This is a genomic window from Flavobacterium sp. HJJ (assembly GCF_015351475.1).
Classification (GTDB): domain Bacteria; phylum Bacteroidota; class Bacteroidia; order Flavobacteriales; family Flavobacteriaceae; genus Flavobacterium; species Flavobacterium marginilacus.
In genome coordinates, this window is sequence record NZ_JADKPR010000002.1 from 23,481 (window position 1) to 47,325 (window position 23,845).

Consider the following 23,845-nt stretch of genomic DNA (forward strand, 5'->3'; position numbering starts at 1 on the left):
AATGAAAAAAAATATTACAATTATATTACTGGTATTAAATTGTCTGATCTGTTTTTCCTGCAGTAAAAATCCAGAGGATTCAACAGATTTAGTAATAAGTACAGGACTAGCAAATTTAAATGTCACTGCAGTTATTGCGGGAATTACGGCTGACAAACCAAATGGTGACGGAAGCGGAAATGTAAATTTTACTATTAATGCAGATAATGCCACTTCTTATAAAATTGATTTTGGAAATGGTGAAATAAAAACAGTGCAGGGAGGCAGTTTTAGTTATAGTTATTCAAATCCTGGAACCCAAACGTATACTGTACGTGTCTTCGCTTATAATCTAAATAAAGAAATTAGTACCACAATCCCAATGACCCTATTTGTTGCATCAAAAACTATTTGGTCCGATGAGTTCAATGTTGACGGTGCACCAAATAGTACTTATTGGGGGTATGATTTAGGAGCAGGCGGCTGGGGAAATAACGAAGAGCAATACTATACAAATAGACCGGAAAATGTAATAGTGAAAGACGGAGTTTTACAAATTAAAACAATTAAAGAAGCGTATCAAGGAAGTAAGTACACGTCTGCAAGGCTTTTAACCAAAGGTAAATTTTCATTCAAATACGGAAAAATTGAATTTAAAGCCAAACTTCCAGTCGGAGGCGGGACTTGGCCTGCACTTTGGATGCTGGGAAATAATATAAGCACAGCGGGCTGGCCGGCTTGTGGTGAAATGGATGTAATGGAACATGTGTACAATCAGTTAAACAAAATTCATGGAACATTTCATTATCCAGATCATTCAGGAGGCAATGCTGTTACAGCATCTAAAATCGTTGCAAATGTTACATCTGAATTCCATATTTATTCAATGGACTGGAGAGCAGATTATATTAAAATATATGTAGATAATGAAAAAATTATAGAATTTCCTAATACGAGTGCTGCACCATTCAATCAGGACTTTTTTATAATTATTAATTGTGCAATTGGAGGCAATTTTGGCGGAACAATTGCATCTGATTTTACTTCTTCAACTTTTGAAATTGATTATGTAAGGGTTTATAATTAATTGTTTTGATTAAGTTAAGTTAGTAGTTTGTGTTTGTTCTTCAGTGAAGGTTTTTATTTGGTTAGTTAATAAAAACCTTTGCGAAGAATGAAAAAATCAGCTTTGAAACAAGAACAGTTTGTTTTTGCAGTTTTAAATTTTATTCTCTAATTCTTATTCTGTGAGTGTTTTTTAATGCTTATTAAATTATGGCATTTCAAGTATTTGAAATTGCTAGCGGAGAATTATTTCTATATATGAACCTAATATGTGAAGAAATTTTATTTATGAATTAATACAATTTAGAAATATTAAAGTAATCCAATTCTAGCTCACTTTCCTTTGGATAGGGCTGGGGTGAGCTGAAAACAAAGGTTTGAGATTTTGGCATTTAAATTAAAAAAAAAACAGCATAAGAAATGAAAAAAAATAGTTTAAAAATTTTCTGTTTCCTGTTAGCGTTTAATTGTTTTTCACAGCAAAAAAACGATAATGAACTGCAAAGAAAAACTAATATTGGTAAAACAATTCAGGTATTTACAACTGCTGAAAATTTAAGTAATCGCTTATCTCCTTCAGCAGAAATAGTTTTTGAAGCCGCATCTCAGCCAGTTGAAACTGAAATTTCTGTAGTAGTGGAACCAAGAATTAAATTTCAAAAATTCATGGGCATAGGCGGAGCTGTTACTGATGCAAGTGCCGAAGTTTTTGCACAATTATCCAAGGAAAAACAGCAGGAATTTTTAAACGCTTATTATACTTCAGATAAAGGTATCGGCTACACATTGTTGAGAACCAGTATTCACAGTTCAGATTTTGGAAGCGGGAGTTATACCTATATCAAGGAAGGAGACAAAGAGTTAAAAACATTTTCTATTGAACCAGATCGAAAGTACCGCATTCCAATGATAAAACGAGCGATCACTGCCGCAGGAGGAAAACTGCTGACTTATGTAGCTCCCTGGAGTCCGCCGGCTTTTATGAAAAATACCAATAATATGCTGAAAGGCGGTGTTTTATTACCTGAGTATAATCAGGTATGGGCAGACTATTATGCCAAGTTTATCAAGGCTTATGAAAAAGAAGGAATTCCTATTTGGGGAACTTCTACCCAAAATGAACCATTAGCAACGCAGACATGGGAATCCTGTTTGTATACAGCGGAAGCAGAAAGGGATTTTATAAAAAAATATTTGGGACCAACATTAAAAAAAGAAGGTTTAGGAGATAAAAAAATTATTGCCTGGGATCACAACCGTGATTTAATGTTCCAAAGAGCCAGTGTCATTTATTCTGATCCTGAAGCGTCAAAATATGTTTGGGGATTAGGTTTTCATTGGTATGAAACCTGGACAGGAGCAGAACAGAATCTTATTAATGTTGCTAAAGTTCATGAAGCATATCCTGATAAAAATTTAATGTTTACCGAAGGCTGCATTGAAAAATTTGATCCTGCAAAATACCAATTTTGGCCAAATGCAGAACGCTATGGAATATCTATGATCAATGATTTTAATAACGGTACAACAGCTTGGACAGACTGGAATATTTTATTGGACCAGAAGGGCGGACCCAACCACGTAGGTAATTTTTGTTTTGCACCCATACATGCAGACACAGCTACAGGCGAATTAATTTACACTCCTTCCTACTATTATATTGGTCATTTTTCAAAGTTTATAAAACCAAATGCCCAAAGAATAAGTTCGGCAGTAAGCAGAACTACTTTGTCCAGCACTTCATTCATCAATACAGACGGAAAAATAGTAACAGTTATCATGAATGCAACAGACGCTTCTATTGATTACAGTTTATATGTGAATAATTCAAAAGCGAAACTCCAGATTCCAGCACATGGAATTCAAACATTGATATATTAATAGATAAAAAATAGAAAGCTTAAGAGCTTCTAAAAAATAATAAAAATGAAAAAGAAAGTTTTATTTATCTGCGCATTGTCTTTTTACAGCGTATCGTGGTCTCAAACGTCCAATACTCAATCAGCCGAAATTAATTCTAAAGTTTCTGAATTGATTTCAAAAATGACTTTGGAAGAAAAAGTGGGACAAATGACTCAGATTACCGTTACCATATTTGAAAAAGACGGCAAGAAAGGAATATTGGATCTCGAAAAATTAAAAGATGGTATTCAAGCCCATCATATTGGTTCTATATTGAATGTGCCAAATCCAGGCGCACCAACGCTGCAGAAATGGCAGGAAACCATGACCACGATAACCAATGAAGCAAATAAAACAAGACTTAAAATTCCTATTTTATATGGTATTGATGCGATTCATGGAGCAAGTTATACAGCAGGAGCAACATTATTTCCGCAGCAGATTGGTCTAGCAGCTACTTTTAATACCGATTTGGTAAAACGCGGCGCACAGATTTCGGCTTACGAAACCAGAGCTTCTTCAATACCTTGGGTTTTTTCACCAGATTTGGATTTTCCAAGAAACCCAGCCTGGTCTAGAATGTGGGAATCTTTTGGAGAAGATGCTTATTTGTCATCTCAAATGGCTGCTGCATTGGTTGATGGTTTTGAAGGAGATAATAATGTTGGATCTAAGTATAGTGTAGCGGCCTGTATGAAACATTACATTGGTTATGGAAGCACTACATCTGGAAAAGACAGAACACCAAGTATTATTCCGGAACGCATTTTAAGACAATATGATTTGACTATTTATCAGGCAGCGATCAAAGCTGGGGCAAAAAGCGTAATGGTAAGTTCCGGAGAAATTAACGGAACTCCCGTACATGCCAGTAAGCATATCATTACTGATATTCTTAAAAATGAATTAGGGTTTACTGGCGTAGTTGTAACAGATTGGCAGGATATCATTTATCTGCACACACGTCATAAAGTTGCCGAAACTAATCGGGATGCTGTCCGTATGGCTGTTATGGCTGGAATTGATATGAGCATGGTTCCCGAAGAATATTCATTTTACACAGACTTAATTGATTTGGTTCAAAAAGGAGAAGTGCCAATGTCGCGCATTGATGATGCGGTTTCACGTATTTTAAAGATGAAATTCGAATTGAATCTGTTCCAAAATACTGTTGCCAATTTAAAAGATTATCCAAAATTCGGATCTGCAGAGCATATTGCGGAAGCTTACAATACAGCTGCTGAATCCATTACACTGCTGAAGAATGACAAGTCGGTGCTGCCATTGGATAAAAATGAAAAAATATTAGTTACAGGTGCAACCGCCAACAGTATGAAATATTTGAACGGTGGCTGGTCTTACACTTGGCAGGGTGAAAACTCAGATACTTATGCAGCAGATAAATTCACCATTCTGGAAGCTTTTCAGAATAAATTAGGGAAGGAAAACGTATTGTATACAAAAGGAGCTAATTTGGATGTTGAAGATGATGCTGAAATTCAGAAAGCAGTTGATTTAGCCAAAAATGCTTCTAAAATTGTATTATGTCTTGGTGAAAAAAATTATACAGAAACACCTGGAAATATCAGCGATTTGTACATGAGTAAATCTCAGGTTAAGCTGGCATTGGCATTGGCAAAATTAAACAAACCGATTGTTTTGGTTTTAAATGAAGGAAGACCAAGATTAATCAGTGAGTTTGAAGATCAGATGAGTGCTGTTTTACAATGCTACCTGCCAGGTAACGAGGGTGCAAGAGCTTTGGCTGATATTCTGTACGGTGATGTAAATCCAAGCGGAAGACTGCCTTATAATTATCCGAAATACCCAAATTCATTAGAAAAATACAATAGAAAATATACAGAAAGCATTGCTGAAGATGAACAAAACAACGATGCTAAATACGAGAAAAGTTATTCACCTCAATTTGAATTTGGCTCTGGTTTGTCTTATACCACTTTTAAATATTCGAACTTAAAAATTGATAAAACTGAAATTTCAAATTCTGATAATGTAAATGTTTCGGTTACGGTTACAAACTCAGGAAGTAAAGCTGGTAAAGAAACCGTTTTATTATACCTTACGGATAATTATGCCAGTATAACCCCCGAATATAAATCATTAAAAAGATTTCAAAAAATCAATTTAGCTCCAAATGAGTCCAAAACAGTGACGTTTACGTTAAACCAAAAAGATTTACAGTTTGTAGACAATGATTTAAAATGGGTTTCAGAAAAAGGAACATTCACTATTCGGATTGCCGATTTGAAACAGGATTTTTTATTGAAATAAGGAATGACAAAAACTGAAAATCTCAAAGCTGATTTAGAAGTTCATCTGTATAAATTGCGTAAATTTATTGGATAAAATAATTCCTTAATAATTGGATAAATGTTTAAAAAAAATAGCACATTAGTAATTTGTTTTGGTTTAATGAACCTTCTCTTAAATGCTCAAACCTTAAAAATAATGACATATAACATCCGGCTTGATATTGCTTCGGATGGAGAAAATGACTGGACACATCGAAAAGACTTTTTTAATGCACAGCTTCAGTTTTACGCACCGGATGTTTTTGGAGTTCAGGAAGCAAAACCAAATCAGGTTTTAGATATAGCGGCGGCGCTTCCGCAGTATGGATATGTGGGGATAGGAAGGGAAGGAGCTGGAAAAGGGGAATCTTCGAATATTTTTTATGCTAAAGAAAAATTCAAAGTAATAGAATCTAACACCTTTTGGTTATCCGAAACGCCGGATGTTATTTCGATAGGCTGGGACGCTGCTTGCAACAGAGTCTGTACTTATGCACTTTTAAAAAATGTGAAGAATAATAAACTGATTTGGGTTTTTAATACGCATTTAGATCATGTTGGAGAACAGGCTAGAACCAAAGGATTAGAACTGATTCTGTCAAGAATTGAAAAATTGAACAGCAGGAAGTATCCCGTAATTTTAATGGGAGATTTTAATTCTGAACCCGAGACAGCCCGAATAATTGCATTGAAGAGCAAAATGGATGATGCCAGAACAGTTTCGAGAGAAAAACCTTTTGGTCCTTATGGAACTTTTAATGGTTTTAAATATCATGAAGCAGTTACACTTTTGATAGATTACATTTTTATATCCAAAGGAAAAGCTATTACTGTGAATAAATATGCTGTTTTATCAGATGCTAAAGATTTGAAATACCCATCGGATCATTTTCCGGTTTTTGCCGAAATTAATTATAAATAGCAGTAAATTTTTTCAAGGATGACATAGTTAATTTTGACTTGCACGTCACTCCTGGAGGCCAGGGAAAGATGCTGCAATATCCGACTGAGATGATTCAAAATCGTCACTCTGGGAGAGTACTGCAAATCAGGATGAAATAGCTTTGCAGTTAATTCATGAGGCTGTTTCACGAGTGAGACAGCCTCTTTTTTATTTATTTTATGCTCATGAAATACCCAATTAAGTTTTCTTTTTGATTCAATTCCAGTTTTTTTCTTAATCGGTATCTGGCCAAATCTACTCCGCCTGTTGATATATTCATGAATTCTGCAATTTCTTTGGTGGACATGTTCATTAATAAATAAGTTGCCAAATCCATTTCCCTAGGAGTAATGGAAGGGTGTTTTTCTTTTAATTTTTTAAGGAACTCGAAATGAACATTTTTTAAGTGTTTTTCAAGATCTTTCCAGCTTTTGTCGGTGGTGACTTCCTTGATGATACTTTTGTTCAGTTTTACAAATTGAGTCTTTGCAGCTTCGTCAAAAGAACTCGTATTGATGTCTCTCAGTCTTTGAATAATTCCGTTTAATATCTTGTTTTTCTTGACAACCTGTAAGGTATTGTTCACCAATTCCTTGTCTTTGGAAAGTAATTTTATCTGCAGTTTTTCATTTTCCAGTTTTTCAATTTCTTTTTCTAATTCATATTGTTCCAGCCTTATTTTAGTTTCTTTTTCTAAATATAATCTTCGCTGTTCCAGTGTTTCAACATATTTGTTTTTTCTTATTTTCATTCTTATTCTAAAACGGGTGTAGTAAACTAAACCGGCGGCCAGCATTAAGTAAAATATGTAGGCGAGCGAATGTCTGTACCATGGAGGAAACACTCTGAATTCAATAGATGTTTCGTCAGATTGAATTCTAAAGCTGTTTCGTGCTTTTACTTTCATTTTATAATTGCCCTCTTTTAAATTTGTGTATTCCTTTATAGTGTTGTTGGACCAATCACTCCAGTTTTCATCAAAACCTTCGAGCTGATAGGAGAATTCTATGTTCTCCAGATTTTCGTATGAAGGGGACGAAAATGTAAACTTCACTTGATTTGAGGAATAAGGGAGTTCATATTTTTCACTTTTATCCTGTTTGTTTCCGAGATATATAGTGTCGCCGGGAAATGTAAAACTTCTTATATGAGCAATTGGTTTTAATGCGGATTTAGCTTCAATAGCCGCGTCATAATGTGCAAGACCATCGGTTAAGCCTATAAAAGTGTTTTTGGAATCTATAGTGTTTATAGACATATAGTTGGCCACTAATTTTCCCGTTAAGTTTGAAAACGGCGTTATAACATGTTTGTATTTGCCGCTGCCCATTTTTATCAGTGCTCCCATTGATTCATTAAAATTGTACCAGATATTCCCATTAGCATCTTCTGTCAGTTTTTTAATTTTTGGAATTGACTTGAAGATATTGGTCATTACGGCATCTTCTTCAAATGTGCCATGAGTTTTAGAATAGGTGTAAAAAATATTATTAGATTGAAAAAAGACTTTGCCGTTTATTTTTTGAAGGCTTCCAGTACCAGAATTTTGTTCTGAAAACTGAGTAAAAGTTTTAATGGTATTGGCTTTGCTTACATCCTTATTCAGCGTAATCTGATGTATGTACTGGTCTTTTTTTAGCCATAAATAATCTTTATCAAGTTCAAATGAATTGGATGATTTATCGATGCCTTCTATTTTATTTCTGAATTTCATCCCTGAATCTGTCTTTTCAAAAATGGAAAAGCCATTGTAATTTGCCCCTATAAAATAGTTGGGATGATTAGGTATTGATTTAAATCCAAAATATCCTTTCGGATCAAGATTTTTAATCATTTTTCCATTCTGCAGGAGCAAAGCACCTTTGTTGCTGGCACATATCAATTCGCCGTTTATTATCTGTACATTCCATGCTTGGGTAGTCGTTCCTTCAATAAGTTTAAAAGACCCTTCTTTGAAATCAGTATCCCAGGGATGGTAAAAAACACCTTGATTGGTTGCGACATATAAATTGCCTTTATACACAACAGAAGAATAAACGGTTCCTAAATTGTAGCTGAATCCAAAATAGGTAAGAAATGAGTTTTCGTTTACATATGCAATTCCGTTATCTAATCCCAGCCATAGATTATTGCTTTTGTCAATGAAAGAAGTAAGTACTGTGTTATTTTGAAGTCCTTTGCTGCGGTCGATGTGCTGTATGATATTTCCGTTTAGGTCACAAATGATAATACCGTCAAGAACCGAGCTGATTACAATGTATTTGTTTTTATAAAGAATACATCCCAGAGAACCATTCTTTTTTATAAAGGTATTGGCCTCGGTATTCCACGGCAGTGCCTGATTATTTGTTATTATAAAAAGACCTTTATCTAAAGTAGCTGCGAGGATTTTATTGTTTTCCAATTCAATCATGCCCCAAATTTCAGAATTATTCAAAGTATTTAATCCTTTAAGGTAATTTAGTTTACCATCTTTATATTCCAAAATTCCTGACGAAATATCTTGTAAGTATAATTTGGAATTAATTAGAAAAGAGAATTGAAACTTTTTTGGAGCATTTATAATTTTAATTTTATTGTCTTTATATATATAGATGCGGTCAAATGCCTGAAAAATTACTTCGTTTTTATAAAGGTGTATTTTCCAGACAAAGTCAATTATGCCTAATTTTTTTTTATCTAATGAATTGGAAATTGAAAAATATTCGAGTTTCCCTTTTGAATTGGCTTTAAAATAACCGAACTCATTATAACAGCCTACATATATTTTACCAGATGAATCTACTTTTAAGCATTTGATAGCATCAGAGTTTTTTGCTTTGTATTTATTCCATTTCGATCCGTCAAATTGTAAAAGGCCGTCATTGTTTCCAAAATAGATATTTCCGTTTTTATCCTGATCAATATTCCAGTTTTGTGTTCCTCCTTTATAATCTGTTCTGCTGTAATTTTTAATAAAGGGAAGGCCAATTTTTTTTACCTGCCCAAAAAAAAGTATAGGCATGTTAAGTAAAATAAATAGTAAAAAATGTCTGGTAAATTTCATGGATAGTTCTTTTTTATTATTTCGGATTGTATATAATCTGGTGTTATTATCTAGAGTATGGTAAAGAGCCTTTTAGATGTTTTTTGTGCTGATTTTCACGGCTGTTTTGCAGATTTTAAGCTAAAGTATCTAATTTATGGTAATTGTAATAATTTTTTTGAATTAATATTTTTTTAAGTAATGTTTTTTGGTTTTTAAAATATTTGTAATCAGATAATTATATTTTTTTTGATAATATTTTGTAATACTGCGATAACGTTATTGATGTGATTTTGTAGTGATTATTAATTCTGAAATTAGAAATTTTAGGTATACTATTGCATCAAATAACTAATTAATTAACCAAAATAATCAGAAAAATGAAATTATTAAAAGCATTTGTTTTTTGTATTTTATCGGTCTTATTTTCAGTTTATGGGTATGCACAGGATGTATCTATAAGTGGAAAAGTGATAGACGAAACGGGGTTGCCAATTCCAGGAGCAACTATATTATTAAAAGGAACTTCAACTGCAGTCGGCAGTGATTTTGACGGTAAGTTCCAAATTAAAGTTCCTAAAAATGGAGTTTTGACAATCAGTTTTGTAGGATATAAAACTGTAGAGACTGTTATTGATGGTCAGACATCACTGCAGGTAAAAATGTATTCTGTATCACAAGACTTAAATGAAGTTGTGGTAGTTGGATACGGTACACAAAAGAAGGTTGTGTTAACCGGAGCAATATCAGGAGTTAAAGCTGCTCAGCTTAAAGATTTACCAATAACTAGAGTAGAACAAGCTTTGCAGGGCAGAGTTTCTGGTGTTACTATAGCAGCAAATGCTGGACAGCCAGGGTCTTCTTCAACAATTCGTGTAAGGGGGATTACTTCAATTGGTAACAATGATCCTCTTTGGGTTGTTGATGGTGTCGTAGTTGATAACGGAGGAATTGGTTTTTTAAACCAAGCTGATATCGAAACTATGGATGTTTTGAAAGACGCAGCATCTCAGGCAATATACGGTGCCCGTGCTGCCGCGGGTGTAATTCTTATTACTACCAAAAAAGGAAAATCGGGTAAGATGAGCGTGTCTTATAATGGATATGCAGGTTTTTCTCAAGCGGCAAGAAAGCTTAATTTATTGGATGCGACTCAGTATACTACACTAATGAACGAGCGTTATGCTAATGGTTATGTTCCATCTCCAACCAATCCTTTTGTACTTCCTTATCAATCTACTACTGCTTATGGAAAAGGAACTGATTGGCAAGATGCCATTTTTAATGACAGTGCAGTGCGGACTGGACATGAATTAAGTTTAAGCGGCGGAAATGATGTTTCAACTTTTTATGCATCTTTTGGATTGTTAGATCAAGAAGGGATTGTTGCTTCTCCAATTTCTAATTATAACAGAAAAAACATTCGTTTAAATTCTACGCACAAAATTATGAAAGGCTTGACTTTTGGTCAGACATTAGGTTATTCTCATGAGAAAAATATCGGATTAGGGAATACTAATAGTGAGTTTGGAGGACCTTTAAGTTCTGCCATTAATCTTGACCCTACAACTCCACTTGTTGTAACAGATCCTGTAGAGGCTAATCTTCCGCCATATAGTAATCAAGCAGGGATTTTTAGAGATGCAAATGGACATCCATATGGTATATCTCAGGTAGTTACTCAGGAAATGAGTAATCCATTAGCTTATATTCAAACGCGATTAGGAAATTACGGATGGTCTGATAATTTTGTTGGGAATGCATATTTAGAGCTGGAAGTGATTAAAGGATTGAAACTGAAAAGTACTGTAGGCGGTAAATTAGCATATTGGGGTTCTGAAAGCTTTAATCCTGTATCATACCTAAACTCTTCAACTATAAATGCTGTGAACAGCTTAGGCAGAGGAACTAATAAAGGTTTTGGATGGACAGTTGAAAATACGATTTCGTATACCAAAAAAATTGAAGACCATACTTTCACCGTTTTGGGCGGTCAGGGAGCGTATGTTGATAATATTTCGTCAGGGACTTATGTAACTTATAAAAATATTCCGGCTGATAATTTTGATGACGCATCATTCAATTATGGTGCTGTAAAAGATAATATTACTGCATCTGCTTACGATGGATATGAGCATGTTGTGACATCTTTGTTTGCTAGAGCTACTTATGATTATAAAGAAAAATATTTATTTACTGGTAATATTCGCCGTGATGGTTCATCTCGCTTTGGTAATAACAATAAATATGGTGTTTTCCCATCATTCTCTTTAGGCTGGGTTCCTACAAATGAAGATTTTTGGCCGCAAAATGATATTGTAACAAGTCTAAAAGTTAGAGGTGGTTACGGAATTGTAGGCAGTGATGCAATTGGTGATTTTAAATATGAAGCTACTGTAAGCGGCGGGCGAAATTACACTTTAGGTAATCAAGGATCGGTTGTAATTGGAACCAGTCCAAATGCGCCGGCTAATCCTGATTTAAAATGGGAGGAAACCAGTCAAAGTAACATCGGATTTGATGCTGTATTTTTCAAAGATCTTAACTTAACAATTGATTTTTATAATAAAAAAACTATTGGTATTCTACAAGATATTAAGCTTCCAGGTTATGTTGGTACTACTGGAAATCCTTCTGCAAATATTGCCGATATGGAAAACAAAGGTATCGATATCGAATTTGGGTATAGAAAAAAAATAGGGCAGGTTAATTTTAAATTGGGAGGTAATATTTCTTATGTCGAAAATAAAGTAACCAATTTAGGTAACGGTATCAAGTTTATAGACGGAAATGCTTCTTTCCAAAGTATGGGTAATATCACTAGAACACAAGTTGGTCATCCAATAAATTCATTTTACGGTTATAAAACTCAAGGAATTTTTCAAAATCAAGATGAAGTTAATGCCTATACAAATTCTTCAGGAGGTTTAGTGCAGCCGAATGCTCAGCCAGGAGATTTTAAATGGCAGGATACAAATAATGATGGAAAAATTACTGATGATGATAAGACTTTTATTGGAAATTCACTTCCTAAATATACTTACGGTATTACATTAAATGTAGATTTCAAAAATTTTGATCTAGTAATCTTTACTCAAGGAGCTGTTGGAAATCAGATTTTTCAAGGGTTAAGAAGGTTAGACATTGGAAATGCTAATTATCAGACATCTGCTTTGGGCCGTTGGACAGGAGAAGGAACTAGTAATTCGTATCCAAAATTATCAACAGTAGATGGAAATAAAAACTTCACAAATGCATCGGATTTTTATTTAGAAGATGGTGATTATTGGAGATTCAAAACGATTCAATTAGGATATAGTTTACCAAGTGATATAATTGGTAAAATAGGATTATCTAAAACTAGAATTTATGTAACAGGTGAAAATTTATTCACATTTACGAAATACACAGGTTACGATCCTGAAATTGGGGGTGGTGTAATTGGAGTTGATAGAGGGTATTATCCGCAGGCAAAATCATTTATGTTGGGCGTTAATTTACAATTTTAAAAAAAAGATTATGAAACTTAAAAATATAAAAAATTTAGGCATTGCTGTTGGAGTACTTTTTACAGTCTCCTCCTGTAGTGAAGAATTCTTACATGTTGAACCTAAGGGTTTAGAATTGGTTGGGAATTATTATAAAAATGAAGATCAGGCTTACTCTGGTTTAGTCGCTGTTTATGATGTTATGGGCAAACAGTCCAGAGGGTTTGAAAACATGATCTGTATGCTGAATGCTGGTTCAGATGATTTTTTTGCTGCCGGCGGCGGAGCAGGAGACGGAGCTGGAATTCATGCATTCGATAATTATACTTTAGATCAGATCAATATACCAGAAAGTTTTTGGAGTGATTTTTATCAAGGGATTTCAAGAGCTAATATTTTATTAGAGAGGCTGCCGGAAACTAGCATGGATGCAGATAAAAAAGCACGCTTTACAGCAGAGACAAAAGCACTTCGAGCTTACTATTATTTTGAGTTAGTGCGTACATTCAAAAATATTCCATTGATTCTGCATTCTATTTCACCATCAGAAACTTATAATATTGTACAAGCTTTGCCAAATGAAGTTTATGCTCAAATAGAAAAGGATTTGATCGAAGCGAAAGCAGTTTTGCCTAATAAACTGTTATCGGCTGATACCGAAGCAGGCCGATTGACTAAGGGTTCTGTGCAGGCTTTATTAGGTAAAGTGTACTTGTATGAAGGGAAAAACAGTTTAGCAGCAGCTGAACTGGCCGAAGTAAACGGTACGCCAGGAGGAACAAGCGTGTATGGATATAAATTATTAAGCAAGTTTGCTGACCTATGGAAAATTAGCAACAAATTTAATTCAGAAGCCATTATTGAAATTACACATACCGACAAGAGCAATGCGGATTGGGGATTTTGGGGCAGCGGTGCCGATGAAGGAAACAGTGTAAATATTATGGTTGGTCCGCGCGGTTATACAAGACCAACAAATTCACCTGCACCAGACTATGTTTCTGGATGGAGTTTTAATACAGTAACACCAGCCTTGTATAATGTTTTAAAAGGTGATCCGCGTTTTGATGCAACCATATTAGATATGAAAGCATTGAAAGCTGATGGAACAGCAGATTGGGCACCTAATTATCAAGATACGGGATATTTCTTAAAAAAATTCGCCCCTTTAAATTCTGATACTTCAACAGGAGGGGGAGCAACAGCATTGAATTACAAACAGGATGTGTATGCGATTCGTTTAGCAGATACTTATTTAATGGAGGCTGAAGCACTTGGAGGAACAGGAGCTAGAGCACAAGCACTATTAGATGCAGTTAGGGCGAGAGTAGGTTTAGCTTCGGTACCTGTTTCTAAGGATGCAATAATGTTAGAAAGAAGAAAAGAATTAGCAGGTGAAGGACACCGTTGGTTTGATCTGGTACGTACTGGTGCTGCGCCGGCAGCTCTGGCTAGTAAAGGTTTTGTGCCTGGTAAAAATGAAATTTGGCCAATACCTTACAATAACATACCGAACACAAAAATTGTTCAAAATCCTAATTACTAATTGTTAAAATCCTATTTTATGAACTTACATATAATTAAAAAGAAGGGAGCATTACTATTGCTTATTGCCGCTGCGATTGTAAATTTCACAAGTTGTCAGCCTGAAGATTCGTTTGCTGACAATGGTTTAACTTCGACAGCAGTTGATGCATCATTTACAATAACTCCAGTTGAGGGCAAAGTAAATGTATACAAACTTGCAGCGCAGCCAAAAGGAGTTTTAAGATCACTTTGGGATACTGGTGATGGATTGGCTGCTGGAAAAATGACTTATGAAATTTCTTTGCCAGATGCAGGAACCTATACTATTTCTCATACAGCTGTAGGGGCAGGTGGTGCAAAAGCTGAAGCTAAACAGCAATTAGTTGTAGCAACTTCAGATCCTGTAAAAGGAAATATCCTTAAAGGAGGAAAACTAGCTAATAGTGATGACTGGGCAAAATGGACGGTTACAAATCCGGCTTCCAGCGCCAGTATTATTTTTGGAAGCGGTTCGGCTACATTGACAGCCAGTGGCTGGGCAGGTAATGGAATATATCAGGCAGTTAATGTTGTAGCAGGAAAAAAGTACGTAATCGATATGGTTACTTCTTCAACTACAGGCTGCAGTAATACTTGGCTTGAAGTGTATTGCGGTTATGCTGTACCAGTAACTGGAACTGATTATTCCGAAGGAGGAAAATTAAGAGCATTAAGTACTTGGGACGGTTGTGCAACTACTGCTTTTTCAGGAAAAATTTCTGCTGTGGGCTGTAAGGCAGAAAACAATTTAGGAATATTTACTGCTACTCAAACAGGTATAGCATATCTGGTAATAAGAGGCGGCGGTGAAGATATGAAAGCTGGTATCAAAATTCAGAATATTGAAATGAGACCGTCTTTGTAATTGTTTTTTAATTAAAGAAATTAATTAGTAGTTAGTTAGGTTGAGTTGGTAAAATGGCCCATTCTCTATGATTATGGGCCATTTTTTTTAATGGAATGTTTTAACGAATAGTGAAAAAATGAAAAAATATCTTTCTAGAATTAATTTAATTATTGTGCTGAACTGCCTGCTGTTTATTTCCTGCAGCGGTTCAAATTCAGATGAGCCGGTAACAGCAGATCAAACACCTGAAAATTTAAAAGTTACAGCTTCAATTGTTGGGGCTACGGCGCAAAATCCAAATGGAGACGGTACCGGTGTTGTAAATTTTACTTTATCGGCGGCTAATGCATCATCATATAAAATTACTCTTGGAAATGGAGAAACAAAAGAAGTGACAAATGGCAGTTTTTCTTATACTTATACCGCATCGGGTACTAATACTTATGTGTTATATGTGTCTGCTTATAATGCTGGTAAATTTGTCAGTACATCGCTCTCTATTACCGTTTTGGTAGAATCCAAGTTAATTTGGGCTGATGAATTTAATACTGATGGCGCACCAGATCCAGCCAAATGGACTTTCCAGATTTGGGATCCGGGACACGTTAACAGCGAACTTCAGTCGTATACCAATCGTCCTGAAAACACAATTGTTCAAGGCGGTGTTCTGAAAATAAAAGCTATTAGAGAAAAATACGGAAAAGGTGACTTCACCTCTGGAAGATTGGAATCCAATGGAAAATTTGATTTCACGTATGGTAAAATTGTAATCAGAGCAAAACTGCCTACTGGTGTTGGGACTTGGCCTGCAGTCTGGATGCTGGGCAGTAATATTGGCAGCGCTGGGTGGCCTGCCTGTGGCGAAGTTGATATTTTAGAATCGGTTGGAAAAGAGATGTATGTCAATCATTCCTCATTACACTCTCCCGGCCGTTCAGGAGCAACTCCAGATACTGGAACTATAAGCGTGCCGAATGATAATACCGAATTCCATATTTACACTGCAGATTGGAGAGCAGGTTATATAAAGTTTTATGTAGATGACAAGCTGTATTACACTTTTATAAATTCGGATAAATTCCCTTTCAACAAAAACTTTTACCTGATTGTCAATTTTGCTATGGGAGGAGTTTGGGGAGGTACTGTAGATCCAAATTTTACGTCTTCAGTTTTTGAGGTGGATTATATAAGAGTGTATAATTAAGAAACTGCAGAGCATTGATTAGTCTGAACTCGATTATTAATTTTTGGAGCAGAAAAATTAGGCATTTTCAGCAAGCATCGTCCCGCTTTCCGTTGCAATCTTTTGTGCCGAACACCGGCACAAAAGGATTTTCACTGCAATCGGGGCTAAAAGGAAACATTATGCTTTTTTGCCGTCATTCAAAAAAAAATACTCGAGATTATCAGGAATAGAAAATCAAATAACAATAATTCAGAATCCAAAACAGATTATTATCTGGTTTTTATCGAATTAATTATAAATAAATAATGAAAAAAATAAATCAATTAGGCAGGCTGTTTTTTATAATAGCATTTTCAGCCATACACATCAGCTGTTCTTCTTCAAATGAAGGAGGAGATACGCCAGCACCAGCACCTACGCCAACTCCTGTTGTAAAAAATGAAGTCGATTTTTGGCTGACGACAGGGAATCAATCAGCACTTTTGCAAAAGCAGACGGGTATTTTAGCCTTTGGGAACAAGGTAAATATTTATCAGAATATTGAAGTTAATGATACTCAAAAGTATCAGTCAATTGATGGTTTTGGATTTACATTAACAGGCGGAAGTGCCCAAGTGATAAATCAGCTGACTGCTCAAAAGAAAAAAGAATTATTGCAGGAATTGTTTGGTTCAGGTGATAATTCAATTGGATTGAGTTATTTGAGAATCAGTATTGGAGCTTCTGATCTGAATGCTTCTCCTTTTACTTATGACGATATGCCGACAGGACAGACAGATATTAGTCTGGCTAATTTTAGTCTGGCTCCTGATATGACCGATTTGATTCCGCTGCTGAAAGAAATTCTGGCGATTAATCCTAATATCAAAATAATGGGTACTCCTTGGTCTGCACCGCTTTGGATGAAAGACAATAATAATTTTGTGGGCGGGAGTCTGCAGCCTAAATATTATGAAGTATATGCTCAGTATTTTGTGAAATTCATTCAAAAAATGAAAGCTGAAGGAATTGTAATCGATGCGGTTACTCCTCAAAACGAACCTTTACACGGGGGTAACAATCCGAGTATGGTAATGACCGCTTTGGAGCAGGCCGATTTTATTAAAAATAATTTAGGACCTGCATTTAAATCGGCCAATATTGCGACAAAGATTATTGCCTATGACCATAATTGTGATAACCCCCAATATCCTATTACGGTTTTAAAAGATGCGGCAGCTTACCCTTTTGTAACTGGTTCAGCATTTCATTTGTACGGAGGTGATATCAGTGCGCTTACAACCGTTCATGATGCATTCCCGGATAAAGATGTTTATTTCACGGAGCAGTACACCTCATCTACAGGCGCATTTGCTGGAGATTTAAAGTGGCAGACCAAAAATGTAATTATCGGCTCAATGCGCAATTGGAGTAAAAATGCTCTGCAGTGGAATCTAGCCAATGACGGTACTTTTGGTCCTCATACACAAGGAGGATGCACAACCTGTAAAGGAGCAATAACAATAAACAGCAGTGAATCATTAAGCCGTAATGTTGGGTATTATGCAGCAGCTCATGCGTCCAAGTTTTTGCCTGCAGGTTCTGTCAGAATTGGGAGCGCAGTTGTAGGCAGTCTGCACAATGTTGCTTTCAAAACTCCAGATGGAAAAAAAGTGCTGCTGGTTGTCAATGATGGAAGCTCTGTCGAATTATTTAATGTTAAATACAATGGAAAATGGATTACTACTTCACTGGAAGGCGGAGCAGTAGGAACATATATTTGGCAATAGAATATCAAAAAAATAAAAATTATCACCTTCATTGATTATGAAAAAAATAACCACCACGGCATTAGTACTGGCCTCTTTTTTTGTTTTTGCACAGCAAAAAAATAAAGCAGCTGTAAATTCTTTTTCCGCAAAAGACAAAACAGTGACAGTATACACTACAGCCGAAAGTACTAATTTGAGATTGTCTAAAACAGATGATCTTAAATTTTCAGAACTGAAGCAGCCTACAGAAAGACAGGTTTGTATTTTTGTAAATCCTGACCAGACTTTTCAGTCCCTATTAGGAATTGGCGGAGCAATAACGGATGCAAGTGCTGAGGTTTTTGCTAAACTGTCCAAAGAAAAACAGCAGGAATTCCTGAACGCATATTACAGTGCCGAAAAAGGGATCGGCTATTCATTGGCACGAACCACAATTCACAGTTCCGATTTTGCTTCTGGGAGTTATACTTATATAAATGAAGGTGATACTGAATTGAAAAGTTTTTCTATCGAACATGATAGAGAATTTAAAATACCGCTGATAAAAAAAGCAACGGAGACTGCAGGCGGAAAAATAATTCTATATGCAAGTCCGTGGAGTCCTCCTGCTTTTATGAAAAGCAATAAAAATATGCTGAAAGGCGGAACACTGCTGCCTGAGTTTTTTCAGCCTTGGGCAGACTATTATACAAAGTTTGTAAAAGCGTATGAAAAAGAAGGAATGCCGATATGGGGAATCACTCTGCAGAACGAACCAATGGCAGTACAAAAATGGGAATCATGTGTTTATTCTGCTGAAGCCGAAAGAGATTTTCTAAAAAATTATCTTGGACCAACTATGAAAAAAGAAGGACTGGGAAACAAAAAAATAATTGTTTGGGATCACAACCGTGATTTGATGCTGCAGAGAGCCAATATTATTTTTAATGATCCCGAAGCTTCAAAATATGCCTGGGGAATTGGATTCCATTGGTATGAAACATGGGCTGGAGGCGACCAGATGTTTGAAAATGTGGGAAAAGTTCATGAAGCATTCCCAAATAAAAACATAATGTTTACTGAAGGCTGTGTAGAGAAATTTGATGCTGCTAAATATCAATTCTGGGCCAATGGAGAACGTTATGGATCATCAATGATTCATGATTTTAATAACGGAACAGTGGGCTGGACAGACTGGAATATTCTTTTGGACGAAAAAGGAGGACCTAATCATGTGGGGAATTTTTGTTTTGCACCAATCCATGCTGATATTAAAAAGGGAGACTTAATTTATACTCCGTCTTATTATTATATAGGACATTTTTCAAAATTTATTCGCCCTGAAGCCAAAAGAGTAAATTCTGCAGTGAGCAGAAGCAGTCTCTTGAGCACTTCATTCTTGAACAAAGACGGAAAAATGGTAACCGTTGTAATGAACCAGAGTGATGCAGCGGTAATCTATAATCTGTGTATAGGAACGCAGGCTACTGAGGTTACAATTCTGCCTAATGCAATACAGACTCTGGTGTATTAATCCCGTAAAGTTGATAGTTATGTGTGATGGGTATGTTGCTGATTTAATATATTTTAGATTGAAGATTAACGATTTGTGATTAAATGATAGATTGCCGATTTTATGAGTTTTTTTTACATCTGAAATCAAAAATCGTTAATCAAAAATCAGAAATCATTTTATCATTCAGTCTTTAACTTAAAGGTACGCCAAAGAGTTCTTTTTATATTAAGATTTTAAAAATAATAGGATGAAAAAAATAATAGTAATTTCTTTTTTGTGCATTGCCGCCGCTTCATTCGGTCAGGGTTTCCTGCATAGAGACGGACAAAACATTGTAGACGGAAACGGTAAAAATATCGTTTTGCGCGGTTTAGGACTTGGCGGCTGGATGGTACAGGAAGGATATATGATTCAAACTGGAGGATTCGCTGGATCACAATACAAAATTAAACAAAAAATTACCGATTTAATTGGTAAGGAAGCCACCGATGAATTCTATAAAGCATACAAAACAAACGGAATCACAAAGAGAGATATTGATTCTTTGGCAGCTTGGGGATTTAACTCTATTCGTTTGCCAATGCATTACAACTTATACACTCCTGCTATTGAGAATGAGAAAGACGGGCAGACTACCTGGTTAGAAGAAGGTTTTAAAATGACCGATGATTTAGTAAAATGGTGCGCTGCCAGCAAAATACATTTAATCTTAGATTTGCATGCTGCTCCTGGAGGCCAAGGGAAAGATGCTGCAATATCCGACTACGATGATTCAAAACCATCACTTTGGGAGAGTACTGCAAATCAAGATAAAATGACAGCATTTTGGGAGAAATTAGCGGAACGTTACAAAGACAATCCATGGATTGGGGGCTATGATATTATCAATGAACCCAATTGGAATTTCACAGAAGCCAATATAAACGGCTGTGATGAAGCTTTAAACGCTCCTTTGAGAGCACTGCAGCTTAGAATTACAAAAGCTATTAGAGCTATTGATACCAATCATTTAATTATCATTGAAGGAAACTGCTGGGGTAATAACTACAATGGAATATTCCCGCTTTGGGACGAAAACATGGCACTGAGTTTTCATAAGTACTGGAATAAAAATGATACGGCTTCAATTCAGACTATGCTGAATTACAGAACACAATACAATGTGCCGATTTGGTTAGGCGAAAGCGGAGAAAACTCAAATGTATGGTTTGAAGAAGCCATTTCATTAATGGAATCCAATAACATCGGCTGGGCTTTTTGGCCAATGAAAAAAATTGAGAATTTAGCAGGAGTAACTTCGGTAACAAAACCGGCTGGTTATGACAAGCTGCTGAATTATTGGAAAAAAGGAGGTGAAAAACCAAAAACAGATTTTGCCAAAAAAGTACTGATGCAAATGGCTGCCAATTATAAAATGGAGCATTTAACTATCAGACAGGATGTAATTGATGCTATGTTCAGACAGGTAAAGACAAATGATACCAAAAAATATAAAAACCATCAGCTTCCAGGAAGAGTATATGCGACTGAGTTTGATTTAGGCCAAAACGGATATGCATACTCGGATAATGATGTGGCGAATTATAACGGAACTAAATTCACGCAATGGAATAAAGGAGGGAAAATGAGAAATGACGGAGTTGATATTGAATCCTGCACGGATATAAACACCAACGGTTTTCAAGTCTCTTTTATCGAAGATAAAGAATGGTTACAGTTTACAGCTGATGTAAAAGAAGAAGGCAGTTTTGATGTCGAAATTCGATATTCCAGCGAGAAAGCAGGCGGAAAATTGTATTTGGAACAAGATAATGTGAGAATTTCAGAATCAATCGTTCTTCCTGTTTCGGGAGGATTAAAAACTTGGAAAACTGTTTTGCTTAAAAATGTTATTCTTAAGAAAGGCATAAATAAAATTCGTGTTAACTTTGAAGGAGGAAATTTTAATCTTAATTTTCTGGAATTTAAAAAGCACTAAAATTAAATAGTGATTTTCAATTAAATATAAAATTTGTAAAATGAAAACAACAGCTACACTAATATTAGCATTCGCTTCTTTTTTTGCTTTTTCACAGCAGCAGACGATAGATCAAAAAGTAGAAACTTTACTGAAGAAAATGACTCTGGAAGAAAAAATCGGTCAGATGAATCAATATACAGGTGACAATACTGCTACGGGTCCGATTACTATTAATGCCAATAAACAAAGCGAAATCAAGAAAGGATTAATTGGTTCGATGCTGAATATTATGGGTACAAAATACACGAGACAATACCAAGAATTAGCAATGCAGTCCCGACTGAAAATTCCATTGTTATTTGGTTTGGATGTCATTCATGGTTACAAAACGACTTTCCCAATTCCGTTGGCCGAAGCGGCAAGCTGGGATTTGACAGCGATTGAACTTTCGGCCAGAATCGCTGCTGTCGAAGCGGCAGCTTCTGGAATTCACTGGACATTTGCGCCGATGGTTGATATTTCCCGTGACCCGCGCTGGGGCAGAGTGATGGAAGGTGCTGGGGAAGACACCTACTTGGGATCCAAAATTGCTTTTTCAAGGGTGAAGGGATTTCAGGGAAATTTGGGTGATGTGAATTCGGTTATGGCCTGTGTAAAACATTTTGCAGCTTATGGAGCAGCCGTTGGCGGACGCGACTACAATTCGGTTGATATGAGTAACAGAATGCTTTGGGAAACTTATCTGCCTCCTTACAAATCAGCACTTGATGCAGGAGCTGCTACGTTTATGAATTCGTTTAACGATCTTAACGGAATACCAGCAAGCGCTAATAATTATTTACTTAGAGATATTCTGAAAGGTAAATGGAACTTTCAGGGATTTGTAGTTTCCGACTGGGGTTCTATTGGCGAAATGGTAAATCACGGATATGTAAAAGACAACAAGGAAGCTGCTCTTGCATCTATAACTGCAGGAAGTGATATGGATATGGAAAGCAATGCCTATCGTTATAATTTGGAGCAATTGGTAAAAGAAAATAAAGTGCCGGTAGCTTTAATCGACGATGCGGTAAAAAGAATTTTACGCAAGAAATTTGAATTGGGACTCTTTGATGATCCATATAAATTCTGCAGTCCGGAAAGAGAGCAGGCTGCATTAAATAATCCCGAACATACAAAAGCAGCTAGAGAAATGGCGGCAAAAAGTATTGTGCTGCTAAAAAATGAAAGAGATGTGCTGCCGCTTTCGAAAGGGCTGAAAACTATCGCATTTATCGGGCCAATGGTTAAGCCCAAAAGAGACAACCACGGATTTTGGGCAGTAGATGTAAAAGATGTGGATTCGACTTATATTGTTTCTCAATGGGAAGGCTTGGAAAACAAAGTAGGCAAAAGAACTAAAATTTTATATGCCAAAGGCTGCGGTGTTGAAGACAAAAGCAAAGAAGGTTTTGCAGATGCACTGAATGTTGCCAGCCAGGCTGAAGTTATTATTTTAAGCATAGGTGAGAATTTCAATAAAAGCGGCGAAGCCAAAAGTAAAAGCAATTTACAGCTGCCAGGCGTTCAGGTGGAATTGATTAAAGAACTTCAAAAAACGGGGAAACCAATTGTTATTCTGATTAATGCAGGAAGACCGCTGGTTTTTGACTGGGTTGCTGATAATATGCCGACAATTGTTTACACTTGGTGGCTGGGATCAGAAGCAGGTAATGCGATTGCCGATGTGCTTTTTGGTGATTATAATCCGTCTGGAAAACTGCCAATGACTTTTCCTAGAACAGAAGGACAGATTCCAATTTATTACAATCATTTCAATACAGGAAGACCTTCTGTAAATGAAGATAAAAACTATAAATCAGCTTATATTGATTTGCCAACTACGCCTAAATTTGCATTTGGATACGGGTTAAGTTATACTACTTTTGGATATTCAGATTTGAAGCTTTCCAAAAAAGTAATGAAGAATAACGAAACCATTACAGTTTCAGTAAACATAACCAATACAGGAAGCGTAAAGGGAGAGGAAGTTGTTCAGTTGTATTTGAGAGACAAAGTTGGGTCTGTGGTGCGCCCGATAATCGAGTTAAAAGATTTTCAGAAAATAGCATTAAACCGCGGAGAAACCAAAACCATTCAGTTTACAATAGACAATCAAAAATTGTCATTTTATAACAATGCATTAGAATTTGTTTCAGAACCAGGCGATTTTGATATAATGATAGGTTCCTCTTCTGCAGATATTCGTGTGAAAGACAGCTTTGAATTAGTAAAATAAACACCTGCTTAGGTAGCACTAGAAAAGCGGTATCATTATTAGTATGGT

13 protein-coding genes are annotated in these 23,845 nt (G+C 35.8%); 12 read left to right on the forward strand and 1 reads right to left on the reverse strand.

The window, feature by feature from the left end:
• The first annotated feature begins 1 nt into the window (after position 1).
• From IRZ80_RS01795 to IRZ80_RS01810, 4 genes are all read left to right on the forward strand, one after another.
• The gene (locus IRZ80_RS01795; RefSeq protein ID WP_194639698.1) at positions 2 to 1,066 is read left to right on the forward strand and encodes a family 16 glycosylhydrolase; all 1,065 of its coding nucleotides are present in this window, start codon (positions 2 to 4) and stop codon (positions 1,064 to 1,066) included.
• Positions 1,067 to 1,464: 398 nt separating this feature from the next.
• The gene (locus IRZ80_RS01800; RefSeq protein ID WP_194639700.1) at positions 1,465 to 2,925 is read left to right on the forward strand and encodes a glycoside hydrolase family 30 protein; all 1,461 of its coding nucleotides are present in this window, start codon (positions 1,465 to 1,467) and stop codon (positions 2,923 to 2,925) included.
• A gap of 45 nt (positions 2,926 to 2,970) precedes the next feature.
• On the forward strand, positions 2,971 to 5,238 hold the full coding sequence (locus IRZ80_RS01805) for a glycoside hydrolase family 3 N-terminal domain-containing protein (RefSeq protein WP_194639702.1): 2,268 nt from the start codon (positions 2,971 to 2,973) through the stop codon (positions 5,236 to 5,238).
• Positions 5,239 to 5,415: 177 nt separating this feature from the next.
• On the forward strand, positions 5,416 to 6,180 hold the full coding sequence (locus IRZ80_RS01810; RefSeq protein ID WP_317174704.1) for an endonuclease/exonuclease/phosphatase family protein: 765 nt from the start codon (positions 5,416 to 5,418) through the stop codon (positions 6,178 to 6,180).
• A 193-nt stretch (positions 6,181 to 6,373) separates the two neighbouring features.
• Here the strand turns inward: IRZ80_RS01810 and IRZ80_RS01815 are convergent, their stop codons facing one another.
• On the reverse strand, positions 6,374 to 9,247 hold the full coding sequence (locus IRZ80_RS01815) for a triple tyrosine motif-containing protein (protein WP_194639706.1): 2,874 nt from the start codon (positions 9,245 to 9,247) through the stop codon (positions 6,374 to 6,376).
• A 359-nt stretch (positions 9,248 to 9,606) separates the two neighbouring features.
• Here IRZ80_RS01815 and IRZ80_RS01820 point away from each other — a divergent pair, with 359 nt between their 5' ends.
• The 8 genes from IRZ80_RS01820 to bglX all read left to right on the forward strand — a co-directional run bounded on the left by IRZ80_RS01820 (position 9,607) and on the right by bglX (position 23,797).
• Complete coding sequence (locus IRZ80_RS01820) at positions 9,607 to 12,735, forward strand: SusC/RagA family TonB-linked outer membrane protein (protein ID WP_194639708.1); 3,129 nt, start codon at positions 9,607 to 9,609, stop codon at positions 12,733 to 12,735.
• 10 nt (positions 12,736 to 12,745) lie between these two features.
• Positions 12,746 to 14,260 (forward strand): RagB/SusD family nutrient uptake outer membrane protein, encoded by a 1,515-nt coding sequence (locus IRZ80_RS01825; protein WP_194639710.1) that lies wholly within the window; start codon positions 12,746 to 12,748, stop codon positions 14,258 to 14,260.
• 18 nt (positions 14,261 to 14,278) lie between these two features.
• Positions 14,279 to 15,145 carry a hypothetical protein gene (locus tag IRZ80_RS01830; protein ID WP_194639712.1) on the forward strand — a complete coding sequence of 289 codons (867 nt, stop codon included), beginning with the start codon at positions 14,279 to 14,281 and terminating at the stop codon, positions 15,143 to 15,145.
• Between the two features lie 118 nt (positions 15,146 to 15,263).
• Complete coding sequence (locus IRZ80_RS01835; RefSeq protein WP_194639713.1) at positions 15,264 to 16,331, forward strand: glycoside hydrolase family 16 protein; 1,068 nt, start codon at positions 15,264 to 15,266, stop codon at positions 16,329 to 16,331.
• Between the two features lie 287 nt (positions 16,332 to 16,618).
• The gene (locus IRZ80_RS01840) at positions 16,619 to 18,082 is read left to right on the forward strand and encodes a glycoside hydrolase family 30 protein (RefSeq protein WP_194639715.1); all 1,464 of its coding nucleotides are present in this window, start codon (positions 16,619 to 16,621) and stop codon (positions 18,080 to 18,082) included.
• Between the two features lie 37 nt (positions 18,083 to 18,119).
• The gene (locus IRZ80_RS01845; RefSeq protein WP_194639717.1) at positions 18,120 to 19,577 is read left to right on the forward strand and encodes a glycoside hydrolase family 30 protein; all 1,458 of its coding nucleotides are present in this window, start codon (positions 18,120 to 18,122) and stop codon (positions 19,575 to 19,577) included.
• 229 nt (positions 19,578 to 19,806) lie between these two features.
• Positions 19,807 to 21,537, forward strand: a complete 1,731-nt coding sequence (locus IRZ80_RS01850; protein ID WP_194639720.1) for a cellulase family glycosylhydrolase — start codon at positions 19,807 to 19,809, stop codon at positions 21,535 to 21,537.
• Positions 21,538 to 21,577: 40 nt separating this feature from the next.
• The gene (bglX, locus tag IRZ80_RS01855) at positions 21,578 to 23,797 is read left to right on the forward strand and encodes a beta-glucosidase BglX (protein WP_194639722.1); all 2,220 of its coding nucleotides are present in this window, start codon (positions 21,578 to 21,580) and stop codon (positions 23,795 to 23,797) included.
• Positions 23,798 to 23,845 lie beyond the last annotated feature (48 nt).

Coding starts and splice junctions, on each gene's coding strand:
- IRZ80_RS01795 (WP_194639698.1), top strand. CDS start 2: ATGAAAAAAAATATTACAATTATATTACTGGTATTAAATTGTCTGATC.
- IRZ80_RS01800 (WP_194639700.1), top strand. CDS start 1,465: ATGAAAAAAAATAGTTTAAAAATTTTCTGTTTCCTGTTAGCGTTTAAT.
- IRZ80_RS01805 (WP_194639702.1), top strand. CDS start 2,971: ATGAAAAAGAAAGTTTTATTTATCTGCGCATTGTCTTTTTACAGCGTA.
- IRZ80_RS01810 (WP_317174704.1), top strand. CDS start 5,416: ATGACATATAACATCCGGCTTGATATTGCTTCGGATGGAGAAAATGAC.
- IRZ80_RS01815 (WP_194639706.1), bottom strand. CDS start 9,247: ATGAAATTTACCAGACATTTTTTACTATTTATTTTACTTAACATGCCT.
- IRZ80_RS01820 (WP_194639708.1), top strand. CDS start 9,607: ATGAAATTATTAAAAGCATTTGTTTTTTGTATTTTATCGGTCTTATTT.
- IRZ80_RS01825 (WP_194639710.1), top strand. CDS start 12,746: ATGAAACTTAAAAATATAAAAAATTTAGGCATTGCTGTTGGAGTACTT.
- IRZ80_RS01830 (WP_194639712.1), top strand. CDS start 14,279: ATGAACTTACATATAATTAAAAAGAAGGGAGCATTACTATTGCTTATT.
- IRZ80_RS01835 (WP_194639713.1), top strand. CDS start 15,264: ATGAAAAAATATCTTTCTAGAATTAATTTAATTATTGTGCTGAACTGC.
- IRZ80_RS01840 (WP_194639715.1), top strand. CDS start 16,619: ATGAAAAAAATAAATCAATTAGGCAGGCTGTTTTTTATAATAGCATTT.
- IRZ80_RS01845 (WP_194639717.1), top strand. CDS start 18,120: ATGAAAAAAATAACCACCACGGCATTAGTACTGGCCTCTTTTTTTGTT.
- IRZ80_RS01850 (WP_194639720.1), top strand. CDS start 19,807: ATGAAAAAAATAATAGTAATTTCTTTTTTGTGCATTGCCGCCGCTTCA.
- bglX (WP_194639722.1), top strand. CDS start 21,578: ATGAAAACAACAGCTACACTAATATTAGCATTCGCTTCTTTTTTTGCT.